This is a genomic window from Roseicitreum antarcticum, from assembly GCF_014681765.1.
Classification (GTDB): Bacteria; Pseudomonadota; Alphaproteobacteria; order Rhodobacterales; family Rhodobacteraceae; genus Roseicitreum; species Roseicitreum antarcticum.
The window spans coordinates 2,427,919-2,446,219 of the sequence record NZ_CP061498.1 but is presented as its reverse complement, the minus strand read 5'-3'; the positions used below and the strand labels follow the sequence as shown (position 1 = coordinate 2,446,219).

At 60.9% G+C, this 18,301-nt stretch carries 16 protein-coding genes; 7 read left to right on the top strand and 9 right to left on the bottom strand.

Annotation, left to right across the window (positions count from 1 at the left end; genetic code table 11):
* Window positions 1-68 precede the first annotated feature (68 nt).
* Complete coding sequence (locus H9529_RS11705; RefSeq protein ID WP_092884469.1) at window positions 69-1,352, top strand: DUF3422 family protein; 1,284 nt, start codon at window positions 69-71, stop codon at window positions 1,350-1,352.
* A gap of 17 nt (window positions 1,353-1,369) precedes the next feature.
* On the opposite strand, the gene H9529_RS11700 is transcribed toward H9529_RS11705, so the two are convergent.
* From H9529_RS11700 to H9529_RS11680, 6 genes are all read right to left on the bottom strand, one after another.
* Window positions 1,370-2,083, bottom strand: a complete 714-nt coding sequence (locus tag H9529_RS11700) for a tryptophan-rich sensory protein (RefSeq protein WP_092884467.1) — start codon at window positions 2,081-2,083, stop codon at window positions 1,370-1,372.
* 62 nt (window positions 2,084-2,145) lie between these two features.
* The gene (locus tag H9529_RS11695) at window positions 2,146-2,616 is read right to left on the bottom strand and encodes a lytic transglycosylase domain-containing protein (RefSeq protein ID WP_092884465.1); all 471 of its coding nucleotides are present in this window, start codon (window positions 2,614-2,616) and stop codon (window positions 2,146-2,148) included.
* Between the two features lie 175 nt (window positions 2,617-2,791).
* The gene (locus H9529_RS11690) at window positions 2,792-2,935 is read right to left on the bottom strand and encodes a hypothetical protein (RefSeq protein WP_176846782.1); all 144 of its coding nucleotides are present in this window, start codon (window positions 2,933-2,935) and stop codon (window positions 2,792-2,794) included.
* 146 nt (window positions 2,936-3,081) lie between these two features.
* Window positions 3,082-4,374 carry a serine--tRNA ligase gene (gene serS / locus H9529_RS11685; protein ID WP_092884463.1) on the bottom strand — a complete coding sequence of 431 codons (1,293 nt, stop codon included), beginning with the start codon at window positions 4,372-4,374 and terminating at the stop codon, window positions 3,082-3,084.
* Between the two features lie 198 nt (window positions 4,375-4,572).
* Window positions 4,573-4,767 carry a hypothetical protein gene (locus H9529_RS20785; protein ID WP_092884461.1) on the bottom strand — a complete coding sequence of 65 codons (195 nt, stop codon included), beginning with the start codon at window positions 4,765-4,767 and terminating at the stop codon, window positions 4,573-4,575.
* 201 nt (window positions 4,768-4,968) lie between these two features.
* The gene (locus H9529_RS11680) at window positions 4,969-5,379 is read right to left on the bottom strand and encodes a hypothetical protein (RefSeq protein ID WP_092884459.1); all 411 of its coding nucleotides are present in this window, start codon (window positions 5,377-5,379) and stop codon (window positions 4,969-4,971) included.
* 424 nt (window positions 5,380-5,803) lie between these two features.
* On the opposite strand from H9529_RS11680, the gene hemF reads away from it, so the two are divergent.
* Entirely contained in the window at window positions 5,804-6,697 is an 894-nt protein-coding gene (gene hemF, locus H9529_RS11675; RefSeq protein ID WP_092884457.1) for an oxygen-dependent coproporphyrinogen oxidase, read from the top strand.
* Between the two features lie 40 nt (window positions 6,698-6,737).
* Here the strand turns inward: hemF and H9529_RS11670 are convergent, their stop codons facing one another.
* Window positions 6,738-7,670: a class I SAM-dependent methyltransferase gene (locus tag H9529_RS11670; RefSeq protein WP_176846779.1), complete on the bottom strand. Its 933-nt coding sequence runs from the start codon at window positions 7,668-7,670 to the stop codon at window positions 6,738-6,740.
* 514 nt (window positions 7,671-8,184) lie between these two features.
* On the opposite strand from H9529_RS11670, the gene H9529_RS11665 reads away from it, so the two are divergent.
* From H9529_RS11665 to H9529_RS11640, 5 genes are all read left to right on the top strand, one after another.
* Window positions 8,185-8,985 carry a S49 family peptidase gene (locus H9529_RS11665; protein ID WP_092884453.1) on the top strand — a complete coding sequence of 267 codons (801 nt, stop codon included), beginning with the start codon at window positions 8,185-8,187 and terminating at the stop codon, window positions 8,983-8,985.
* Between the two features lie 287 nt (window positions 8,986-9,272).
* Window positions 9,273-10,223 carry a calcium/sodium antiporter gene (locus H9529_RS11655; RefSeq protein WP_092884451.1) on the top strand — a complete coding sequence of 317 codons (951 nt, stop codon included), beginning with the start codon at window positions 9,273-9,275 and terminating at the stop codon, window positions 10,221-10,223.
* A complete protein-coding gene (locus tag H9529_RS11650; protein WP_092884449.1) occupies window positions 10,220-11,002 on the top strand; it encodes an SDR family oxidoreductase in 783 nt (260 codons plus the stop codon). Before H9529_RS11655 ends, H9529_RS11650 begins: the two co-directional genes overlap by 4 nt.
* Before the next feature lie 297 nt (window positions 11,003-11,299).
* A complete protein-coding gene (gene uvrC, locus H9529_RS11645) occupies window positions 11,300-13,195 on the top strand; it encodes an excinuclease ABC subunit UvrC (RefSeq protein WP_092884447.1) in 1,896 nt (631 codons plus the stop codon).
* Between the two features lie 240 nt (window positions 13,196-13,435).
* Window positions 13,436-15,037, top strand: a complete 1,602-nt coding sequence (locus H9529_RS11640; RefSeq protein ID WP_092884445.1) for a bifunctional metallophosphatase/5'-nucleotidase — start codon at window positions 13,436-13,438, stop codon at window positions 15,035-15,037.
* Between the two features lie 108 nt (window positions 15,038-15,145).
* Here H9529_RS11640 and infB read toward each other — a convergent pair whose 3' ends face one another.
* Together infB and H9529_RS11630 are read right to left on the bottom strand one after the other, a co-directional pair.
* Window positions 15,146-17,656, bottom strand: coding sequence for a translation initiation factor IF-2 (infB, locus tag H9529_RS11635; RefSeq protein ID WP_092884443.1), 2,511 nt, complete (start codon window positions 17,654-17,656; stop codon window positions 15,146-15,148).
* A complete protein-coding gene (locus tag H9529_RS11630) occupies window positions 17,653-18,285 on the bottom strand; it encodes an RNA-binding protein (RefSeq protein WP_092884441.1) in 633 nt (210 codons plus the stop codon). Before H9529_RS11630 ends, infB begins: the two co-directional genes overlap by 4 nt.
* Window positions 18,286-18,301: the final 16 nt, after the last annotated feature.

Here is an 18,301-nt window from a genome sequence, read left to right as displayed (position 1 = left end):
GTGGTGAAATCCTCTTACCTTGCAGCGACCGCCAGTGCCGCCCGGCCCGCGCTGCCCAAGGGGACCATATGCCACCGATTGACGATCACCCGCTTCGCTATGCACTGACGAACGAGCTGCACGCGCGGCCCTTTCCATCGCTGGAAGCGCCCTGTGTCGCCTCGTACCTGGCGGTAAAGCAACCGCAGGACGCCGCCAGCCGCGACCGCGCCCTGGATCGTGCACATCTGCTGGCGCTGTTGGACAAACACGGTACAGGGCATCCGGCGCCGGAGGCGACGCATCATTCGGCCGAAATCGGGCGGCACCTGCTGAAGTGGGAAAGCCACACCGAATTCGTAACTTATACCGCGTTCGAAAACGGGACCGATAAACAGCCGTTTGATCCGCGCGCCTTCTCGGTCTTCCCCGACAACTGGTTGGCGGAGGCTCCTGGCTGCCGCATGACCTCGATCCTTTTCCACATTGATTTCATCCCCGACGACCCGGATGCCATCACGAAGTTTCTGGCCGACAATTTCGTGCTGGAAAGCTTGGCTTGCAGCCGCGTGCTGGACGGGGCTGCGGTCATCGCATCAGATTTCCGCATCGATAGCGCCGGGCATATCCGGATGGTAGTCTTCGTTCCGCGCGACACCGGCGCGCGCCGTATCGGCAGGATTGTGCAGCGGCTGTGCGAGATCGAGACGTACAAGACCGTATCGATGCTGGGCCTGACGCGTGCGCGCGAAATGTCACCCAAGATGGGGGTACTGGACGCGGAGTTGTCGCGCATGGCCTCGGACATGACGACAGGCCTGCTACAGCCAGAGGAAACGCTACGCGCCCTGCTGGCCGTATCATCCGAGCTGGAAAACATGCTGGTGCAATCGTCATTCCGCTTCGGGGCAACCGGCGCATATGAGGCATTGGTGCACCAGCGCATCGATGTCATGCGCGAAGACAGGTATGAGGGGCGACAGACCTTCAAGGAATTCATGATGCGCCGCTATGATCCGGCGATGCGGACCGTCAAGTCCGCCGAAAGGCGGCTGGCGCAGATGGCAGAACGCGGCATGCGCGCAGGCACTTTGCTAAGCACCCGTGTCGATGTCGAACGCTCGGCCCAGAACCAGGCATTGCTTGAAAGCATGGACCGCCGCGCCGACCTGCAGCTGCGGCTGCAAAACACCGTCGAAGGGCTGTCCGTGGTCGCGATAAGCTACTACGGGGTTAACTTGGCGGCGAATGTGGTGTTGCCCTTTGCCGAACCCTTGGGCATGTCGAAGGCGGTGGTCGCCGGGGTGCTGACGCCTATCGTTGTGCTGGCTGTCTGGGGTATGGTTCGGCGTATCCGCAACAGGCTGCACTGAGGCGACGTGTTGTCTGATCAGACCGCGTGCGTCTGGCGGACGTTGCGCCACAACACCGCCAGCACCACGGCGATGGCGAAAGCTGCCAACAAGCTGACGTCGATCCCCTCAGCCCCGTTGCGCACGATCACGGCGACCAGCGCCCATATCACGGTCAGCCCGTATTCAGGCGCGCGGGGCAGATACCACTGAACCGCAGCCGCGAATACGGTCGCCAAGAAAAATGCCAGCAGCGCCGCATTTGACGATGCTGCCCAGCCCCAGCCGCCAAGAATCAAGCCCAGCGACACGAAGCTCGCAGCAGTCAGCCAGCCCGCGTAGATCGCGATGGGGGTCTGTGCCAGCCAACGGTCGGTGGTCGGCGTACGGAACATTGCGATGAGCGCGGCAATCAGCATCGCCCAGATCAGCACCGTCGCCCAGACAGGACTGTACAGCGCCAATGCGAGCCATGGCACGCCAAGCGTCATACTGACGATCAGCGGCCAACGATATGCCTCCCACGCCGGGGAATCCGGGCGCTGAAACAGCCCGAAGGCGGCATTCACCAATAGCCAAAGATAGATCAGCCCCCAGATCCCGAAGGCGTAGCCCGCGGGCTGCACCGGTGGGTCGATCTGCGGCACCGGAAAGTCTTGCGGCTGATAGCCACCAAAATCCGGCGTAAAATAGGGTGATGCAGCGAAGGCCAGCCCTGAGACCAGTACCAACACGGGTTTAAGAATGGCCATCGTTGTTGTTCCTCATCCATCATGGCGCCGGTAGCGAGGCCGGCTGGCGTAAGCGCGCTGCCTCAGGACCGCAGCCCGGTTTCGCGAAGCATACCGCGGTCGCGCGCTTCGTAATAGTAGCCGCGGGCGTACCACATCACCGCGCGGTCGCGATCACCATCTGCCACCAACCACGCACCTCGGAGGTATTTCACGGCATATTGCAGGTTGATATTGGGGTCCAGCAAGTCGGAGGGCGGACCACGGTGCCCCATGGTACGCGCAGTTTGCGGCAGGATCTGCATCAAACCCCAATAGGGGCCATTGCGCGCCTGTGGGCGGTGCCGACTTTCACGGATCACCACCCGGTGCACCAAATCAACCGGCACATCGTAGAAATTGGCCCAGTATTCGATTTGTCGGCGTAGCTGCGGCGTCTCATTGGGGTAGAGACCCGCACGGCTGCTGTCTGCAGTTCCACCCCGGCCGCTGCCGCAACCCGCCAGCGCTGCAAGAGTCATCAGCATTACGGCACGGCGGGGCAAAGCGGGCATGGCGCAACCTGTCATGGAGCTGTCGTGGACCCGTTAGCAGGGAAAGCAAACCGACGAAAGATACCAGAGCAACAAAACACGACAGGTTGCGCGAATGTGAAGGTGCGCGCACTTTAGGGAGATCGCGACCATTCAGCCGAAGCGGTTTGGGGGCGATCCCGCCCCCAATCAGGCGTTACTTGCCCTTGACGGGCTTCTTGGAACCCAGAGTCAACGGGCCCTTGTCACCCATGCTGTTGGCGGTTGCCAGCACCTTTACAGTTTCCTTCTTAGGCTTCTTCGCTTCACGATTGCCGCGAGAATTGTCACCCTTGCCCATACTTCTATTCCTGACAAAAAAGGCCCGCCGACGGATGCCGGACAGGTAGGACCCAAGATGATCAGGGTTGCCTGCGCGTGCAGGGCGATGAGGATGCTGGGCGGGCGGAGTGCCCTGATGGTAGGTGGTGTCTCAGTGCCGGAAGATCAAGCTGTCAGCACGCCCTCCGCACTAATCCGACGCTTTCCGCCCAGATAAGGCACCAGCGCGTCCGGAAGGGTAACAGAGCCATCGGCCTGCTGCCCATTCTCCAGCACCGCAATCAGACACCGTCCGACCGCCAGGCCCGATCCATTCAGCGTATGCACAAAGTCAGGCTTGCCATCCGCATCGCGCATGCGGGCATTCATCCGCCGTGCCTGAAAGGCACCGCAGGTCGAAACACTCGAAATCTCACGATAGCTATCCTGTCCCGGCAGCCAGACTTCGATATCATGAGTTTTGACTGCACCAAAACCGATGTCACCACCACACAAAACAACCGTGCGATAGGGCAGTTCCAGGCGCTCCAGTACGGTTTCAGCGCAGCGTGTCATGCGGTCATGTTCCGCCATGCTGTCGGCAGGCGCGGTGATCGACACCATCTCTACCTTCTCAAACTGGTGTTGGCGTAGCATACCCGTGGTGTCACGCCCGGCACTGCCTGCCTCGGATCGAAAACATTGCGTATGCGCGACCATGCGGATCGGCAAGGCTTCGGCGTCAAGCATCTGCTCGGCAACGCTGTTGGTCAGCGTCACCTCGGCGGTTGGGATCAGCCACCAGCCGTTCGTGGTCTGATAGCTGTCCTCGGCGAATTTCGGCAGCTGGCCAGTGCCCAGCATCGCCTCATCCCGCACCAGAACCGGGGTGATGTGTTCGGTCAGCCCGTGCTCGTCGGTATGCAGGTCCAGCATGAACTGCGCCAACGCACGGTGTACCCGCGCTACAGCCCCGCGCAGGACCACAAAGCGCGCGCCGGACAACTTTGCGGCGGTGGCAAAGTCCATTCCCGTGGCGACGGCCTTTAGATCATAGTGCTCGACCGGAGTGAAATCGAAGGCGCGCGGCGTGCCCCAACGCCGGACTTCAACGTTGTCAGACTCATCCGCGCCATCGGGAACCGACGCGTCCGGCAAGTTGGGCAGCGTCAGCAGCAAGTCGCGCAGTTCCGCATCCTTCTGGCGAGCGGCTTCTTCCAGCCGCGCCACATCCACCTTTTTGTCAGCAACGAGGGCACGCAGCCGCTGAAACTCGGCCTCATCCCCTTTGGCCTTGGCAGCACCGACCAGTTTGGAGGCTGCATTCTGGTCCGAACGGGCGGTGTCAGAAGCCGTGATACTGGCACGGCGCGCGCTGTCGATCTGAAGAATGGTGTCAGCCATCGCCCCGGCGCCCCGGCGCGCCAAGCCCGCGTCAAACGCGGCAGGGTTTTCTCGGATCGTGCGGATATCGTGCATGGCGGACTCGCGGATGTTGCAAAAAACTTGCCGCGTTATGACCGATTTCTGGACGATGTGTAAGACCTGGGGTTCGGCCGATTTGCTGTATGAACCGCTATCCTAAGGGTCAATCGCAATTGTATTGGCCGCGCAATAAACACGGGTCATTATGTACATAGGTGGGGGAATTCGCGCATCAGCGCGGGTCGCGCCTTCTCAGGCGACAGTCTTGCGACGGGACGTATAGATCAGTACAGCCAGAACTACAGGCCAGACAGCGCATGCGACATAGGCGACAGCGTTTAAAACAATGCTTTGGCCGCCGGTCTTGCGCTGTTCGCGGTAAGTCATTGCGATCGCAAACGCAGAGATCACGAAATACGCCGCTACAACTGTGCCCCAAACCGTCATAAGCCGAACCCTTCAGACCAAGCTGTTGCCTTTTGTCTTAAGAGTTTGAAAACTCTGATGTGAGGCAACCGGCACATTAAATAACGCTCACACTGTGTGCGTTATACCTGAGGACCGTGCAGTCACTATCCTCACGTATTTTTACACTCTCTGCCCGACATTTTATGCCGGACAGAGAAAATCAAAATCCGTACTGACGAATCAGGCAGGGCTGAACGCGGCAGGCTCAACCGCCCCAGGGGTCGACGTACCGGTCGAGACGTTCGTTGCAGCGGTCGTGATCGACGCGCGCTGGGTTGCGTCTGACGACTGACCAGCAGCGGTAGTCAGGGCCGCCGAAACGGCCGCCCGTGCTGCAGGGGTGGTTGCCGATGCCGAAGCGCTGACGACCGACGATGCAACAACAGCAATCTGAGCGTTAACCTGTACTTGCGTCAGGCCAGCTGCGCGCAGACGGGCGATCTGAGCGGCAACAACTGCTTGGCACGAGGTTGCAGCGCCGCTGCATGCTGCGAAAATAGCGCCTTGGTCAACGACGACTGACTGTGCGTTTGCGGTGCCCGAGAAGGAAACGGCGGCGAGCATTGCCAGCCCAAGTGTGGTTTTTTTCATGTCTATGGTCCTTTGAATCTAAGCTGTGCAGGCCTTTTACTTCTGACCCATTACTAACGGTGGATACACCAAACAGCCAAACGCCACAACGCCAAATACGGGTACGGCGTGGTTCGGCGCAATGTGTGGTGCAGATGCTGCACATTTCATCATTTTGCGCCAATATCACTGCAAAATAGATACCATGGTGATGGTGCTTACGCCCACTTGCCGGGGTCGCAATACAACCTAGACGCGAATCAAGGGATTGTCACACCGTGGAAACAGTTCAAGCGCAGCGCTGGCACTGCGCGCAGCCAACGCGAGGGAGGGATTGGCAGGGGTCTGGCGCGGCGGCGGGAAAGTTGCTAGCGCTTGCATATTCGTGACACGCAGGCCGCGCCGGGGGCACAGCCCGACATCGCAGCCGACAGGAGGCAAAGCCATGACTGACCCCTTTGACAGCCGCAAGGCGACCGCCGCAGCCTGGTTCAAAACCCTGAGAGATCAGATCTGCGCAGCGTTTGAAAGGGTCGAGGACAGCCAAACCAACGGGCCCCTGTCCGATCAACCTGCGGGCAAGTTCGCACTGCGCGAAACGCAAAGGACAGCGCCAGACGGATCGGACGCCGGCGGCGGCCTGATGAGCGTGATGCGCGGCGGGCGGGTGTTTGAAAAGGTGGGGGTCAATGTCTCGGCCGTGTACGGGACGCTGGAAGACCGCGCCCGCAAGTCCTTGACGGCGCGCAAGGAAATCCCCGGCCTCGATGCCGATCCCCGGTTTTGGGCCAGTGGTATTTCGCTGGTTGCGCACATGCAGAACCCCCATGTGCCAGCGGTTCACATGAACACCCGCATGTTCTGGACCCCGGGCGGTTGGTGGTTCGGCGGCGGGTCAGACCTGAACCCTTGCATCGAATATGCCGCGGATACCGCAAATTTCCACAACACGCTGAAGGCTCATTGTGACCCCCACGGCGCAGAACTCTACCCCAAGTACAAGGCTTGGGCGGATGAGTACTTCTTTATTCCGCATCGAAAGCGCGCGCGCGGTGTTGGCGGGATTTTCTACGATGACCATTGCACCGGCGACTGGGAGGTTGATTTCGCCTTCACGCAAGATGTCGGGCGCGCGTTCCTGCCCGCGTTCTTGCAACAGGTCGAAAAGCGCCGCATGACCCCCTGGACGGATGAGGACAAGGAAATCCAGCTGATCCATCGCGGACTTTATGCCGAGTACAACCTCGTCTACGATCGCGGTACAAAATTCGGGCTGGAAACCGGGCACGATCCCGATGCTGTGCTGATGAGCCTGCCGCCGTTCGCCCGCTGGGTCTGACAGCCGTCGCCGCGACGACCGGCAAACATCTGCACCCGCGTCAGGCGCGGGTGCAGATCGCGCGGACCGAATCATACTTGCGCGCCTTTGGCGCCAGGCCGGTCATGGCCAGCAGCAGCGCCTGTTGGAGGGCGTGCCGGGTAAATTCGGCAGCTGTGGCCTCGGCACGCCCCTCGTGTCGCGCCGCTATGGCGGCTTCGGTGGCAATCCAGCGCTCATCAAATTGGCGGCAATACCCACGGTACTCGATCCGTTGCACCTTCAGCCCTGCGCGCGCGCAAATGGTAGTCAGGCTTTGTTCCGTGAAAAAGTTCAGGTGGCGCGGAACATCCAGCCAATGCCAGTTATCTTGCTTCAGGCTACGGCCCAGCGCTTGGTTGTTGGGCACCTCTACCATCAGGATGCCATCGTCCGACAAGACCGATCCAGCCTGCTGCAGGGCCGCAAGGGGGTCCAGGCAATGCTCCAGCACATGCAACATCACGATGAGGTCATAGTGCATGTCCCGTACCGCTTGCGGCAGATCCTCGGCAATCGCCTCGTGCACGGTCAGCCCGCGGTCACGCGCCACACGGCAAGCGCGCCGGTCGGGGTCCACACCCGTGATCGTCTCGAAATACGGTGACAGAAGCTCCATGTCGCCGCCCGCGCCGCAGCCGATCTCCAGGCAATGCCTGCGCGCGTCGGGCAGCAGCCGCTCCCACCAGTCCAGGACCGGCTCGTGCCCATGATCCAGCCGGTAGGCGATCGCCATCAGGATGCGCAGCGCCAGCGAGGTCGCGCGACGCCGCGACATCGCGCCATCGCTGCGGTGGGTATAGTATTCGGCGAAATCATAGAATGCTGCCACTTCCTGTCCCGAGGGGCGGGGAAACAGCGCGCCATATGCCGCCGCATCCGACCACCAAAGCGTATGGCTGTCCGCCACTTCAGGGCGCCGCCAGTCCGAACGGACGGTCATCCATCGGCGCATATCGCCCCCTGTCAAAGGACAAACCGGCATTTCCATACTCCTAATCCGCAGGTTTGATCAGCAGGCCAAAAGAAGCGCAACGCCCTGCGGGGACGACATTTTCGCGCCGTGTCCGACCGTATAAGCGCAAAGCCCCAGCTATTGCGCGAACTGATACCCATACATCTACGAAACCAACGCCAAAACCGATGGTATGTCTATAGTCGACGGAAAAGTTACGCCCATCACGTGTAAAAAGGTGCCGTTGATGCGGGCAGGGCGTTCGGATCTTAGCAAATCGCCCAACCAGGCCCTCAAGGGCGTCCAGCGGGGCCAGGGTTCTGCCTGCACCGCGATAAAGACTAACGGGGAAAGCCCGTCGCCTCCATGGCGCCTACATGTCGGCGCCGAAGCGACTGCGCCAGGTCTCAGTGGAGACAATGCGCAATCGCACACACAGAGCGCTGAAAATACTTCGCGCACCATACCCGATGCCGCCTTGTTGCGCGATGTTTCACAACCTACATGCAAGCTTATGTTCAGATTCATTCCCTTCGCCAAACGCAAGCCATTGGTCGCCGTCATCCGGCTGAGTGGCACCATCGCAGCGAGCGGCGGCGGCGCCCGGCTGAACGACGCCGCTCTTGCCCCGATGATCGAGCGTGCCTTCCGGCGCGGCAAACCGCGGGCGGTCGCGCTGGTCATCAATTCGCCCGGCGGGTCGCCGGTCCAAAGCGCGTTGATCGCGGCGCGGGTCCGGCGGTTGGCGACAGAAACCGGCGTGCCAGTGCATGCGTTTGTTGAGGATGTGGCGGCATCAGGCGGCTATTGGCTGGCCACCTCCGCCGATCACATCTGGATCGATACCTGTTCGATCATAGGGTCGATCGGCGTGATCTCTGCAGGCTTTGGCTTCCATGACTTGCTGGCGCGCAACGGTATTGAGCGCCGCGTGTATGCCGCAGGCACCTCGAAATCCATGCTGGACCCATTCCGCCCCGAAAACCCCGAGGATGTGACCCGCTTGCGCGCGCTACAGGACCAGATCCATGCCGCCTTCGTCGAGCAGGTCCAATCCCGGCGCGGCGCGGCGCTGAACACCGAAACCGATCTTTTCAACGGCAATATCTGGGTCGGGCAGGGCGGCGTCGACATGGGCCTTGCCGATGGCATTGGCCACTTGGTCCCGAAGATGAAAGCCACCTTCGGCGACGCGGTGCGCTTTTCAGTCTATGGACAGCGGCGCCCGTTCTTTCAGCGCATCACGGGGCAGGCCATGTCCGATGCCATGGCCAGTGTCGAAGACCGCGCCCTGTGGGCCAGCGTCGGACTTTAGCGCATGATACTGAAGATCGTCACATTCTTCCTGCTGTTTATGGTCGTTATGGGCGCCATCCAGAAGTTTCTATTCCCTCATCGCCGCAATATGCCAGATCTGCTGAAAAGGCCCCGCAAATGCGCGCAATGCGGGCGGTTTTCGATCGGCCGCGGCAAGTGCGCTTGCAAGTCATGATGCTATTCGCCTGACTTTTAGCCGCCAGCAATCCATCGCTTCATGCATTCAGGTGCCATCGGCAAGACCCCGGATGTAACAGCGTCCGACACGACCTGTAGGAGTAAACCGTGCTGTTAGATATTGTACTGATCCTGGTCGGCCTCGGCCTATTGCTGGTCGCGGGGGATGCCCTGACCAAGGGCGCGGTAAACCTGGCGATCCGGATGGGAATTCCCGCGATCATCGTCGGACTGACCGTGGTCGCCTTCGGCACTTCAGCGCCCGAAATGCTGGTGTCGGTAGACGCAGTCCTCAGCGGTGCGCCGGGCCTGGCCCTGGGCAATGTGGTTGGTTCCAATACCGCAAACATCCTGCTGGTTCTTGGGGCGCCCGCGCTCATTTCAGCCATGACGGTCGAACGCAGCGTTGCGCGTGACTTTCTCACCATGATCGCTGCGACAGTGCTGTTCATCGCCGTCGCCTTTTTTGGTCCGATCACAACCCCGCATGCACTGATCCTGTTGGCGGGCTTGGGGCTGATGCTGGCCGACAACTACCGCAGCGCCCGAGCGCATCAGGCCCTCACAACAACTGACTCGCTGGAGGGTGCCGACCCCGGAATAGCCGGCACGAAGATCGCATTCTATCTTGCAGTGGGCGTGATCGGCCTGCCGCTGGGCGCACAAATGCTTGTTGGCGGGGCAACAAGTATCGCCTCAGCGCTTGGCGTATCCGATGCGCTGATCGGATTGACGCTGGTCGCGGTGGGCACATCGCTGCCAGAACTGGCAACGACAGTCATGGCCGCGATACGGCGCGAATCCGGGATCGCCATCGGCAATATCATCGGTTCCAACGTATTCAATCTGCTGGCAATCATCGGCATCGCATCGTTGATTGGCCCGATCCCGGTCCCCGACGATATTGCGCGCATCGACCTGTGGGTCATGCTCGGCGCATCGCTGGTGCTGGCACCCTTCATCTGGCTGGGCTGGCGCATCACCCGGGGTTGGGGTGTAGTTTTGCTTTTGGCCTATGCAGGCTATGTTGCGACATTGGTAATGCGGGGCAGTGCATGAATGACAAGGCGCTAATTACAGGGGCGGGCAAGCGACTGGGGCGCGCGATGGCGCTGTATCTGGCCTCTCGCGGACATGACGTGGCGATCCACTATGCGACATCCGCGACCGAGGCCGACGATGTCGCGGCTGAGGCGCGCAGCCATGGCGTTCAGGCAGTGACAGTGCAGGCGGACCTTCTGGACGAAGCGGCCAGCGCATCGCTGGTCGCGCGCGCCTCGCAGGCGCTTGGTGGCCCGCTGACATTACTGATCAACAACGCCTCCATCTTTGAATATGACAACATCCGGTCCGCCACGCGCGATAGTTGGGACCGGCATTTCGGCTCAAACCTGCGCGCGCCGTTCGTTCTGACACAGCATTTCGCCGCGCAAGCCCCTAGCGCCAGTCGGAACAACATGGCTGAGCCGGTTGCGCGAGCCATGGTGCTGAACATGATTGACCAGCGCGTCCATAAGCTGACACCTGAGTTCATGACTTACACGCTTGCCAAGATGGGCCTCTGGGCGCTGACTCAGACGGCAGCACAGGCTTTGGCACCTGACATTCGGGTCAATGCCATAGGGCCCGGGCCAACGCTTCAGGGTGGGCGCCAGTCGGCGGACCACTTCGCCAGACAGCGCGCGGCGACAGTGCTGGAACGGGGCGCAAACGCCGCCGATATCACTGCCGCACTGGGCTATTTTCTGGATGCTCCTGCGGTTACGGGGCAGATGCTGGCGGTAGACGGGGGCCAGCATCTTGCTTGGCAAACGCCCGATGTCATCGGGATCGAGTAGCAAAAACCCTCTCACTTGTCAGAGTTTTGCACCGCTCGCCATCGTGTCACATTTCCGTTAAGAATTTGTTAGGTTTTTCAGATAGTTGGCGCCTTGGAAAAATATTATGTATATATGTCAATATGTTACAGTTTAGCCTAAAAATTAGGCACCTCTCTGAACTGCCCTGAAAACAAGGATATTTCCCGACGCGCCGGTTTATTCCCACAGACTTATCCACAGTTTCCGTGGACAGGTTTGATCTTGAACCTATGCGAAGTTCGTTGCAGCAATCCGGGGGAATCAAAGGTGCCAGACATGCAAGATCCGACCGAACCGGAAATAACGGCGCAAAGCCCCGGCGGTGCCCCAGAAACAGGCTATGGGCGCATCGCGGCTTATCTGAAGACCCTCGATGCCTCACCCGGGGTCTACCGGATGCTGAATGCGCAGTCCGAAGTGCTCTATGTCGGCAAGGCCCGTAACCTGCGGGCCCGCGTATCGAACTATGCGCGCCCCTCAGGGCATTCCGGTCGAATCGCGCGGATGATCGAGGAAACCGCCTCGATGCTGTTCCTGACGACGCGGACCGAAACCGAAGCGTTGCTGCTGGAACAAAACCTCATCAAGCAGCTGAAACCCCGCTACAATGTGCTTCTGCGCGACGACAAGAGCTTCCCCAACATCCTGCTGCCAAAAGACCACCCCTTTCCCCAACTGCGCAAGCACAGGGGCAAAAAAACTGTCAAGGGCAGCTACTTTGGCCCCTTCGCCAGCGCAGGCGCCGTGAACCGCACGCTCAACCAATTGCAGCGGGTATTCCTGCTGCGCAACTGCTCAGATTCGGTGTTCAACGGCCGCACACGCCCGTGTCTGCTGTACCAGATCAAACGGTGCAGCGCGCCCTGCGTCGACTATGTGTCCAAGGAGGATTACGCAGGCCTTGTGGCCGATGCCGAACGGTTCCTGTCAGGCAAATCCACCCATATCCAGGCGCAGCTGGCCGCCGACATGCAGGCCGCATCGGAGGCGATGGAATTTGAACGCGCCGCTGCCCTGCGCGACCGCATCCGCGCTCTGACGAATGTGCAGCAAGCCCAGGGCATCAACCCGCGCGGCGTGACCGAGGCTGATGTAATCGCCCTGCACCTGGACAGCGGACAAGCCTGCGTGCAGGTGTTCTTCATCCGGGCAAACCAGTCTTGGGGCAACAAGGACTTCTACCCACGCACAGGCGCCGGCGCGGATGAGGCCGAAATCCTAGAGGCCTTTCTGGCGCAGTTCTACGACGACAAGACACCCGCGCCGCTGATCCTGCTGTCACATCCGATCGAGAATGAGGATCTGATGGTGCAGCTTCTGTCGGACCGGGCCGAACGCAAGGTGTCCCTTGCCGTTCCCCTGCGCGGCGAAAAGGCCGAACTGGTCGAAAATGCCGCCCGCAACGCCCGTGAAAGCCTGGCGCGTCGCATGGCCGAAGGGGCAGCGCAGGGCAAACTTCTGGCAGGTCTTGCCGACGCCTTCGGGCTGGAGGCCACACCCCGCCGGGTAGAGGTTTACGACAACTCGCATATCCAAGGCACGGATGCTGTCGGCGCGATGATCGTGGCCGGGCCTGAGGGTTTCCTGAAATCCCAGTACCGAAAGTTCAACATCAAATCTGATGCCGGCGCCAACAGCGACGACTTTGGCATGATGAAAGAGGTTCTGACCCGCCGCTTCGAACGCTTGCTTCGCGAAGACCCCGACCGTGAGGGCGAAATGTGGCCCGATCTTCTTTTGATCGACGGTGGCGCGGGGCAGGTGTCGGCAGTGGCTGAAATCATGACAGAGATGGGCGTGGACGACATCGCCATGGTGGGTGTGGCAAAGGGGATCGACCGCGACGCGGGCAAAGAAGAGTTCTATCGCCCCGACGGCAGGCCCTTTGCGCTGCGCCACAACGACCCGGTGCTGTATTTCGTGCAACGTCTGCGGGACGAGGCGCACCGCTTCGCCATCGGCACCCACCGCGCGAAACGCGCCAAGGCAGTGGGTGCGACCCCGCTGGATGAGATCCCAGGCATCGGCGCTGCGCGCAAACGCGCGCTGCTCGCGCATTTCGGCAGCGCCAAAGCCGTCGCGCGCGCGGGGCTGTCAGACCTGCAAGCAGTCGGCGGCATTTCAGAAGCAATGGCCCAGTCGGTCCACGATTTCTTCCACACCAAAGGGTAGCTGGATTACGCCTCCACGTGCCATTCCGACAGCCTGCCTGCGTTTGACTTCATTCGCAATTTGCGCCCAGCCCCTACCATTTTTTGCTTGCTGAAAACCGGCTTCGCGGTACCCTCGGGCATGTGCCGCCCCTGGCACGTTTCTGATGGCGCGCCACTGTCTTGTTGAGAAGTCGGGTTGTCCGGGCGTTTTCGCAAAGTAGGTGGCGCGGCCGAGATGATTTTAAAATGGAGTCCCCGGATGCGCCTTTCACTGCTTGCTTCCACTGCCATTGCGGCCCTGTCAGCTGGAGCGGCCTTTGCCGATACCACGCTGCATGTGTTGCATATCAACGATTTCCACAGCCGGATTGAGCCGATCAACGCCTTCAACTCCACCTGCTCGGCCGAAGACGATGCCGCAGGCGAGTGCTTTGGCGGCACCGCCCGGCTGTTTACCCTTATCAACGATCTGCGCGACACGCTCTCGGCCGAGGGCCACCCGGTTGTAGTGCTGGACGCGGGCGATTCTTCACAAGGCTCGCTATTCTACACCACCTATGGCGGACAAGCCGAAGCCGATTTCATGGAGCGTATCGGCTTTGACGCAATGGCCGTTGGCAACCATGAATTCGACCTTGGCCCGGAAGGACTGGCCGTGTTTTTGGACACTGTCAGTTTCCCGATTTTGTCGAGCAACCTTGACGTTTCTGCCTCGAACATCCTGGCGGATAGGGTAATGCCCTATACGATCATTGAGCGCGGCGGGCTGAAGATCGGCATCGTTTCGGCTTTGGCGACTGACACGCCCGAAACCGCCTCGCCCGGGCCTTCCGTCGTATTCGAAGATGAGGTAGCCGCACTGCGCCGCGTGGTCGCCGAATTGCAGGAACAGGATGTCGCCCCGATCATCGCGCTGACACATGTCGGCATGAATCGCGACCTGGACATTGCCGCGCAGGTACCGGGTCTGACTGCTGTGGTCGGCGGACATTCCCACACTTATATGTCGGCCAGCGACCCCGACCGTGACGCGGCTTATCCCACCTGGGTGGGTGCCGAAGACGGCGGCCTTGTGCCCGTCGTGCAGGCCTATTCCTACGGGAAGTATGTCGGCCACCTGATCCTTGAACTGGACGATGCAGGGCAACTGATCCATGCCAGCGGGGATACCATTGTCGTAGACGGGTCCATCACCCCAAACGCAGAAATCGTAGCCGAAGTGGACGCCCTTGCCGGGCCAATCGAGGAACTGAAGTCTCAGATCGTAGCCGAATCCGCCGGGCCTATCGAAGGAGACCGCACGGTATGCCGTGCGCAGGAATGCCAGATGGGCAACCTGGTGGCTGATGCGATGCTGGCCCGTGTCGCTGATCAGGGCATCACCATCGCCATCCAGAACGGCGGCGGGCTGCGCGCCTCGATCAGTGAAGGACAGGTCACGATGGGCGACGTTCTTTCAGTGCTGCCGTTCCAGAATACGCTGTCCACCTTTCAGGTCACCGGCGATGTCATCATCGACGCCCTGGAAAACGGCGCCAGCCGTCTGGAAGACGGCGCAGGCCGCTTCGCTCAGGTTGCCGGGCTGAAATACACCCTGACCGCGGCGAACGAACCCGGTAACCGGATCAGCGATGTGATGGTGATGCAGGGCGGAGACTGGGCCCCGATCGAGGCTGAGACACTCTATGGCGTGGTCAGCAACGACTATGTCCGGCAAGGCGGCGATGGCTACAGCATGTTCGGAACCGAGGCCGTCAATGCCTATGACTTCGGGCCGGACCTGGCCGATGTCCTTGCCGAATACATGATCGAAAATGCGCCTTACCAACCCTACCTGGATGGACGTATCACGGTGAACTGAGGGGCAATTGTGGGGCAGGGATACCCGTGCCCCACAATCCTGCACCGATGTCACAACGCAAAAGGCCGGGACGCGATGTCCCGGCCTTTTTGTTCGATATAAAGCGGATCAGCTGAGATTACGCTCAACTTCTTCCCGCTCGAATATCTCGATCACGTCGCCTGCGCGGATGTCTTCGTGGTTCTCAAACGCCATGCCGCATTCCTGACCGGACTGAACCTCTTTGACCTCATCCTTGAAGCGCTTGAGGGTCTTGAGCGTGCCTTCATGCACCACCACGTTGTCACGCAGCAGGCGCACACCAGCGGAACGCCGCGCGATACCTTCGGTGACCAGACAACCGGCAACCTTGCCGACGCCAGAAACCTTGAAGACTTCACGAATTTCGGCGTAACCGATGAACTTCTCGCGGATCTCGTTCGACAAGAGGCCAGAAGCCGCCGCTTTCACGTCATCCACCAGATCGTAGATCACCGAGTAATACCGGATCTCCACACCCTTCTGGTTAGCGCTGTTGCGGGCCGGCGCGTTGGCGCGGACGTTGAAGCCGAACACTGGCGCGCCCGATGCTTCGGCAAGGCCGATATCGGATTCAGTGATCGCACCCACACCGTAGTGCAGCACGCGCACGCGCACCTCGTCGTTGCCGATCTTCTCCATCGCCTGAACGATTGCCTCGGCAGAGCCCTGCACATCGGCTTTCAGAACGATGGGCAGTTCGGCCACGTTCTGATCGTCCTTGGCTTTCGCCATCAGTTGTTCCAGCGTCGTCGCAGCACCTGCCGCAGCGCGCTTGTCTTTCGACGCCTGCAAGCGGTAATCGGCGATTTCGCGGGCCTGTGCCTCGGTGTCGACGACGTTCAGCACATCACCGGCCTCGGGCGTGCCATTCAAGCCCAAAACTTCAACAGGGACCGATGGCCCAGCCTCATCGACGCGCTCACCTTTGTCGTTGATCAGCGCGCGGACTTTGCCCCACTGTTCGCCAACGACAAAGATGTCGCCTTTGCGCAATGTGCCATTCTGTACCAGAACGGTTGCAACGGGGCCGCGACCCACGTCCAGCTTTGCCTCGATCACTGCGCCCATGGCCGAGCGGTCGGGGTTGGCCTTCAGTTCCAGAATTTCCGCCTGAAGCGCAATCGCCTCGAGCAATTGATCAAGCCCCTGCCCGGTAAGGGCCGAGACTTCGACATCCTGCACATCGCCCGACATCGCCTCGACCACCACCTCGTGTTGCAACAGGTCGGTGCGCACCTTTTGGGGGTTCGCATCGGGGCGGTCGATCTTGTTGATCGCCACAATCATCGGCACCTTTGCCGCCTTGGCGTGGTTGATCGCCTCGATGGTCTGCGGCATCACGGCGTCTTCGGCAGAAACCACCAGCACGACGATGTCCGTCACATTCGCCCCACGCGCCCGCATCGACGTAAACGCCGCGTGGCCAGGGGTATCAAGGAATGACAACACAGCGCCGGTATCGGTGGTAACCTGGTAGGCACCGATATGTTGGGTGATCCCGCCAGCCTCGCCGGAAACAACGCTGGTTTTGCGAATCGCATCCAGCAGTGAGGTTTTGCCGTGGTCGACATGGCCCATGATGGTGATGATCGGCGGACGCGAGCGCAGCGATTCGGGCGCATCCTCGATCATGTCGATGACCTGCTCGACGTCGGCATCAGAAACCCGCACCACCTTGTGGCCGAATTCCTCGATCACCAACTCGGCGGTGTCGGCGTCGATGCTTTGGTTCATGGTCGCCATGACGCCCATTTTCATCAACGACTTCACCACGTCGGCGACACGTTCGGCCATCCGGTTGGCAAGTTCTTGCACCAGAATGGTTTCAGGCAGACGCACATCTCGCACCTGCTTCTCGCGCGGTGCGGACTGGCCAAGTGCTTTTTGGCGTGCACGCTCTTGCTTGCGCTTCATCGCCGCCATGGAGCGTTGGCGCCCACCGTCACCGGCCAGTGCCTCGTTCAAGGTCAGCTTGCCTGCGCGGCGGCCGGTGTCTTCACGCGGCTTTGCCTTGGCATCGCGTTCTGCCTTGTCGCGCTCAGGTTTGCGCGCGGTAGACGGGGCAGGCCGGGTGCGGTCGGATACCGGAGCCGATGCGATGGGATCGGGCTCAGCGGCGGGCTTCGGCGAAGCTTTTGCAGCCTTTGCAGCGGCTTGGCGCTTTTCCGCCTCATCCGCTTCAACGACTGCGCGCGCTTCGTCTTCGGCCTTCTGACGCAAGGCTTCTTCGCGTTCGCGATCCTCACGCTCCTTGGCTTCCATCTCTTCGCGGCGGCGCTGACGATCTTCCTCACGGGCCTTTTCTTCGGCCTCACGCTGAGCTGCGTCATCCGCTTCGCGGGCACGTGCTGCCTGAACGGCCTTAAGCCGCCGGTCCATTTCGGCATCCGAGATGCCGGCAGGCCGCCGCGCCGGGTTGCCACCCGGGGCCGGCTTCGCGCCAGTGGGAGCGGGCGTGCCCTGTTTGGGGACCACAACACGCTTTCGTTTTGTTTCCACCACCACAGCCTTTGTGCGGCCATGGCTGAAGCTCTGCTTCACCTGACCGGGGCGCGCACCGCCAAGGCCAAGGGGTTTTTTACCGTCTGTATCGCTCATGCGTCCGTCATATCCTTCCCGGTGGCAGATCCACCGATTTGCCCGCGCACACCGGCGAGCCTTGCCGCTTCCTCTACAACACGCGTCGTGAGTCCGCCAGAGCCAAGCGCGGCATGTATCACATGATCCCGCCCAAAAGCCAAACCCAATTCTGACGCGGTCAGAATTCCAATAAACTGGCCCGTGTCGTCGGGGGGGCGCAGTTTTGCCTTGCCACGATCCGAGCCGTCGACAGCCTGCAACAGAACCCGCGCGGTTCCAGCCATCAGTTTTTCACGCACCTTTTCATACCCAGCAACCGCCCCGCCGCCGCGCCGGGCCAGCGAGATCAGATCAATCACCCGGCGGGTCAGCAGGTCATGCACCATGCCGGGTAGATCGTCCGGCACCACCACCTGCTGTCGCGCGGCACGGGCGAACAGCTTCTTTGCCACTGCAAGGTCCAGCGCCCCGCGATCTGCGGAAACCCAGATGCCCCGGCCCGGCAGCTTCTGTGCCAGGTCGGGAACAATCATGTTGTCCGGGCCCAGCACGAAGCGCACGAGACCGGCGGCGGGCTGCGCGTCACCCGTGACGATGCAGCGCCGCTCGGGCGTTTCGGGCCGGGTTTTACCACCACTGCGGGTCATGCGCCGCCCCTCCACG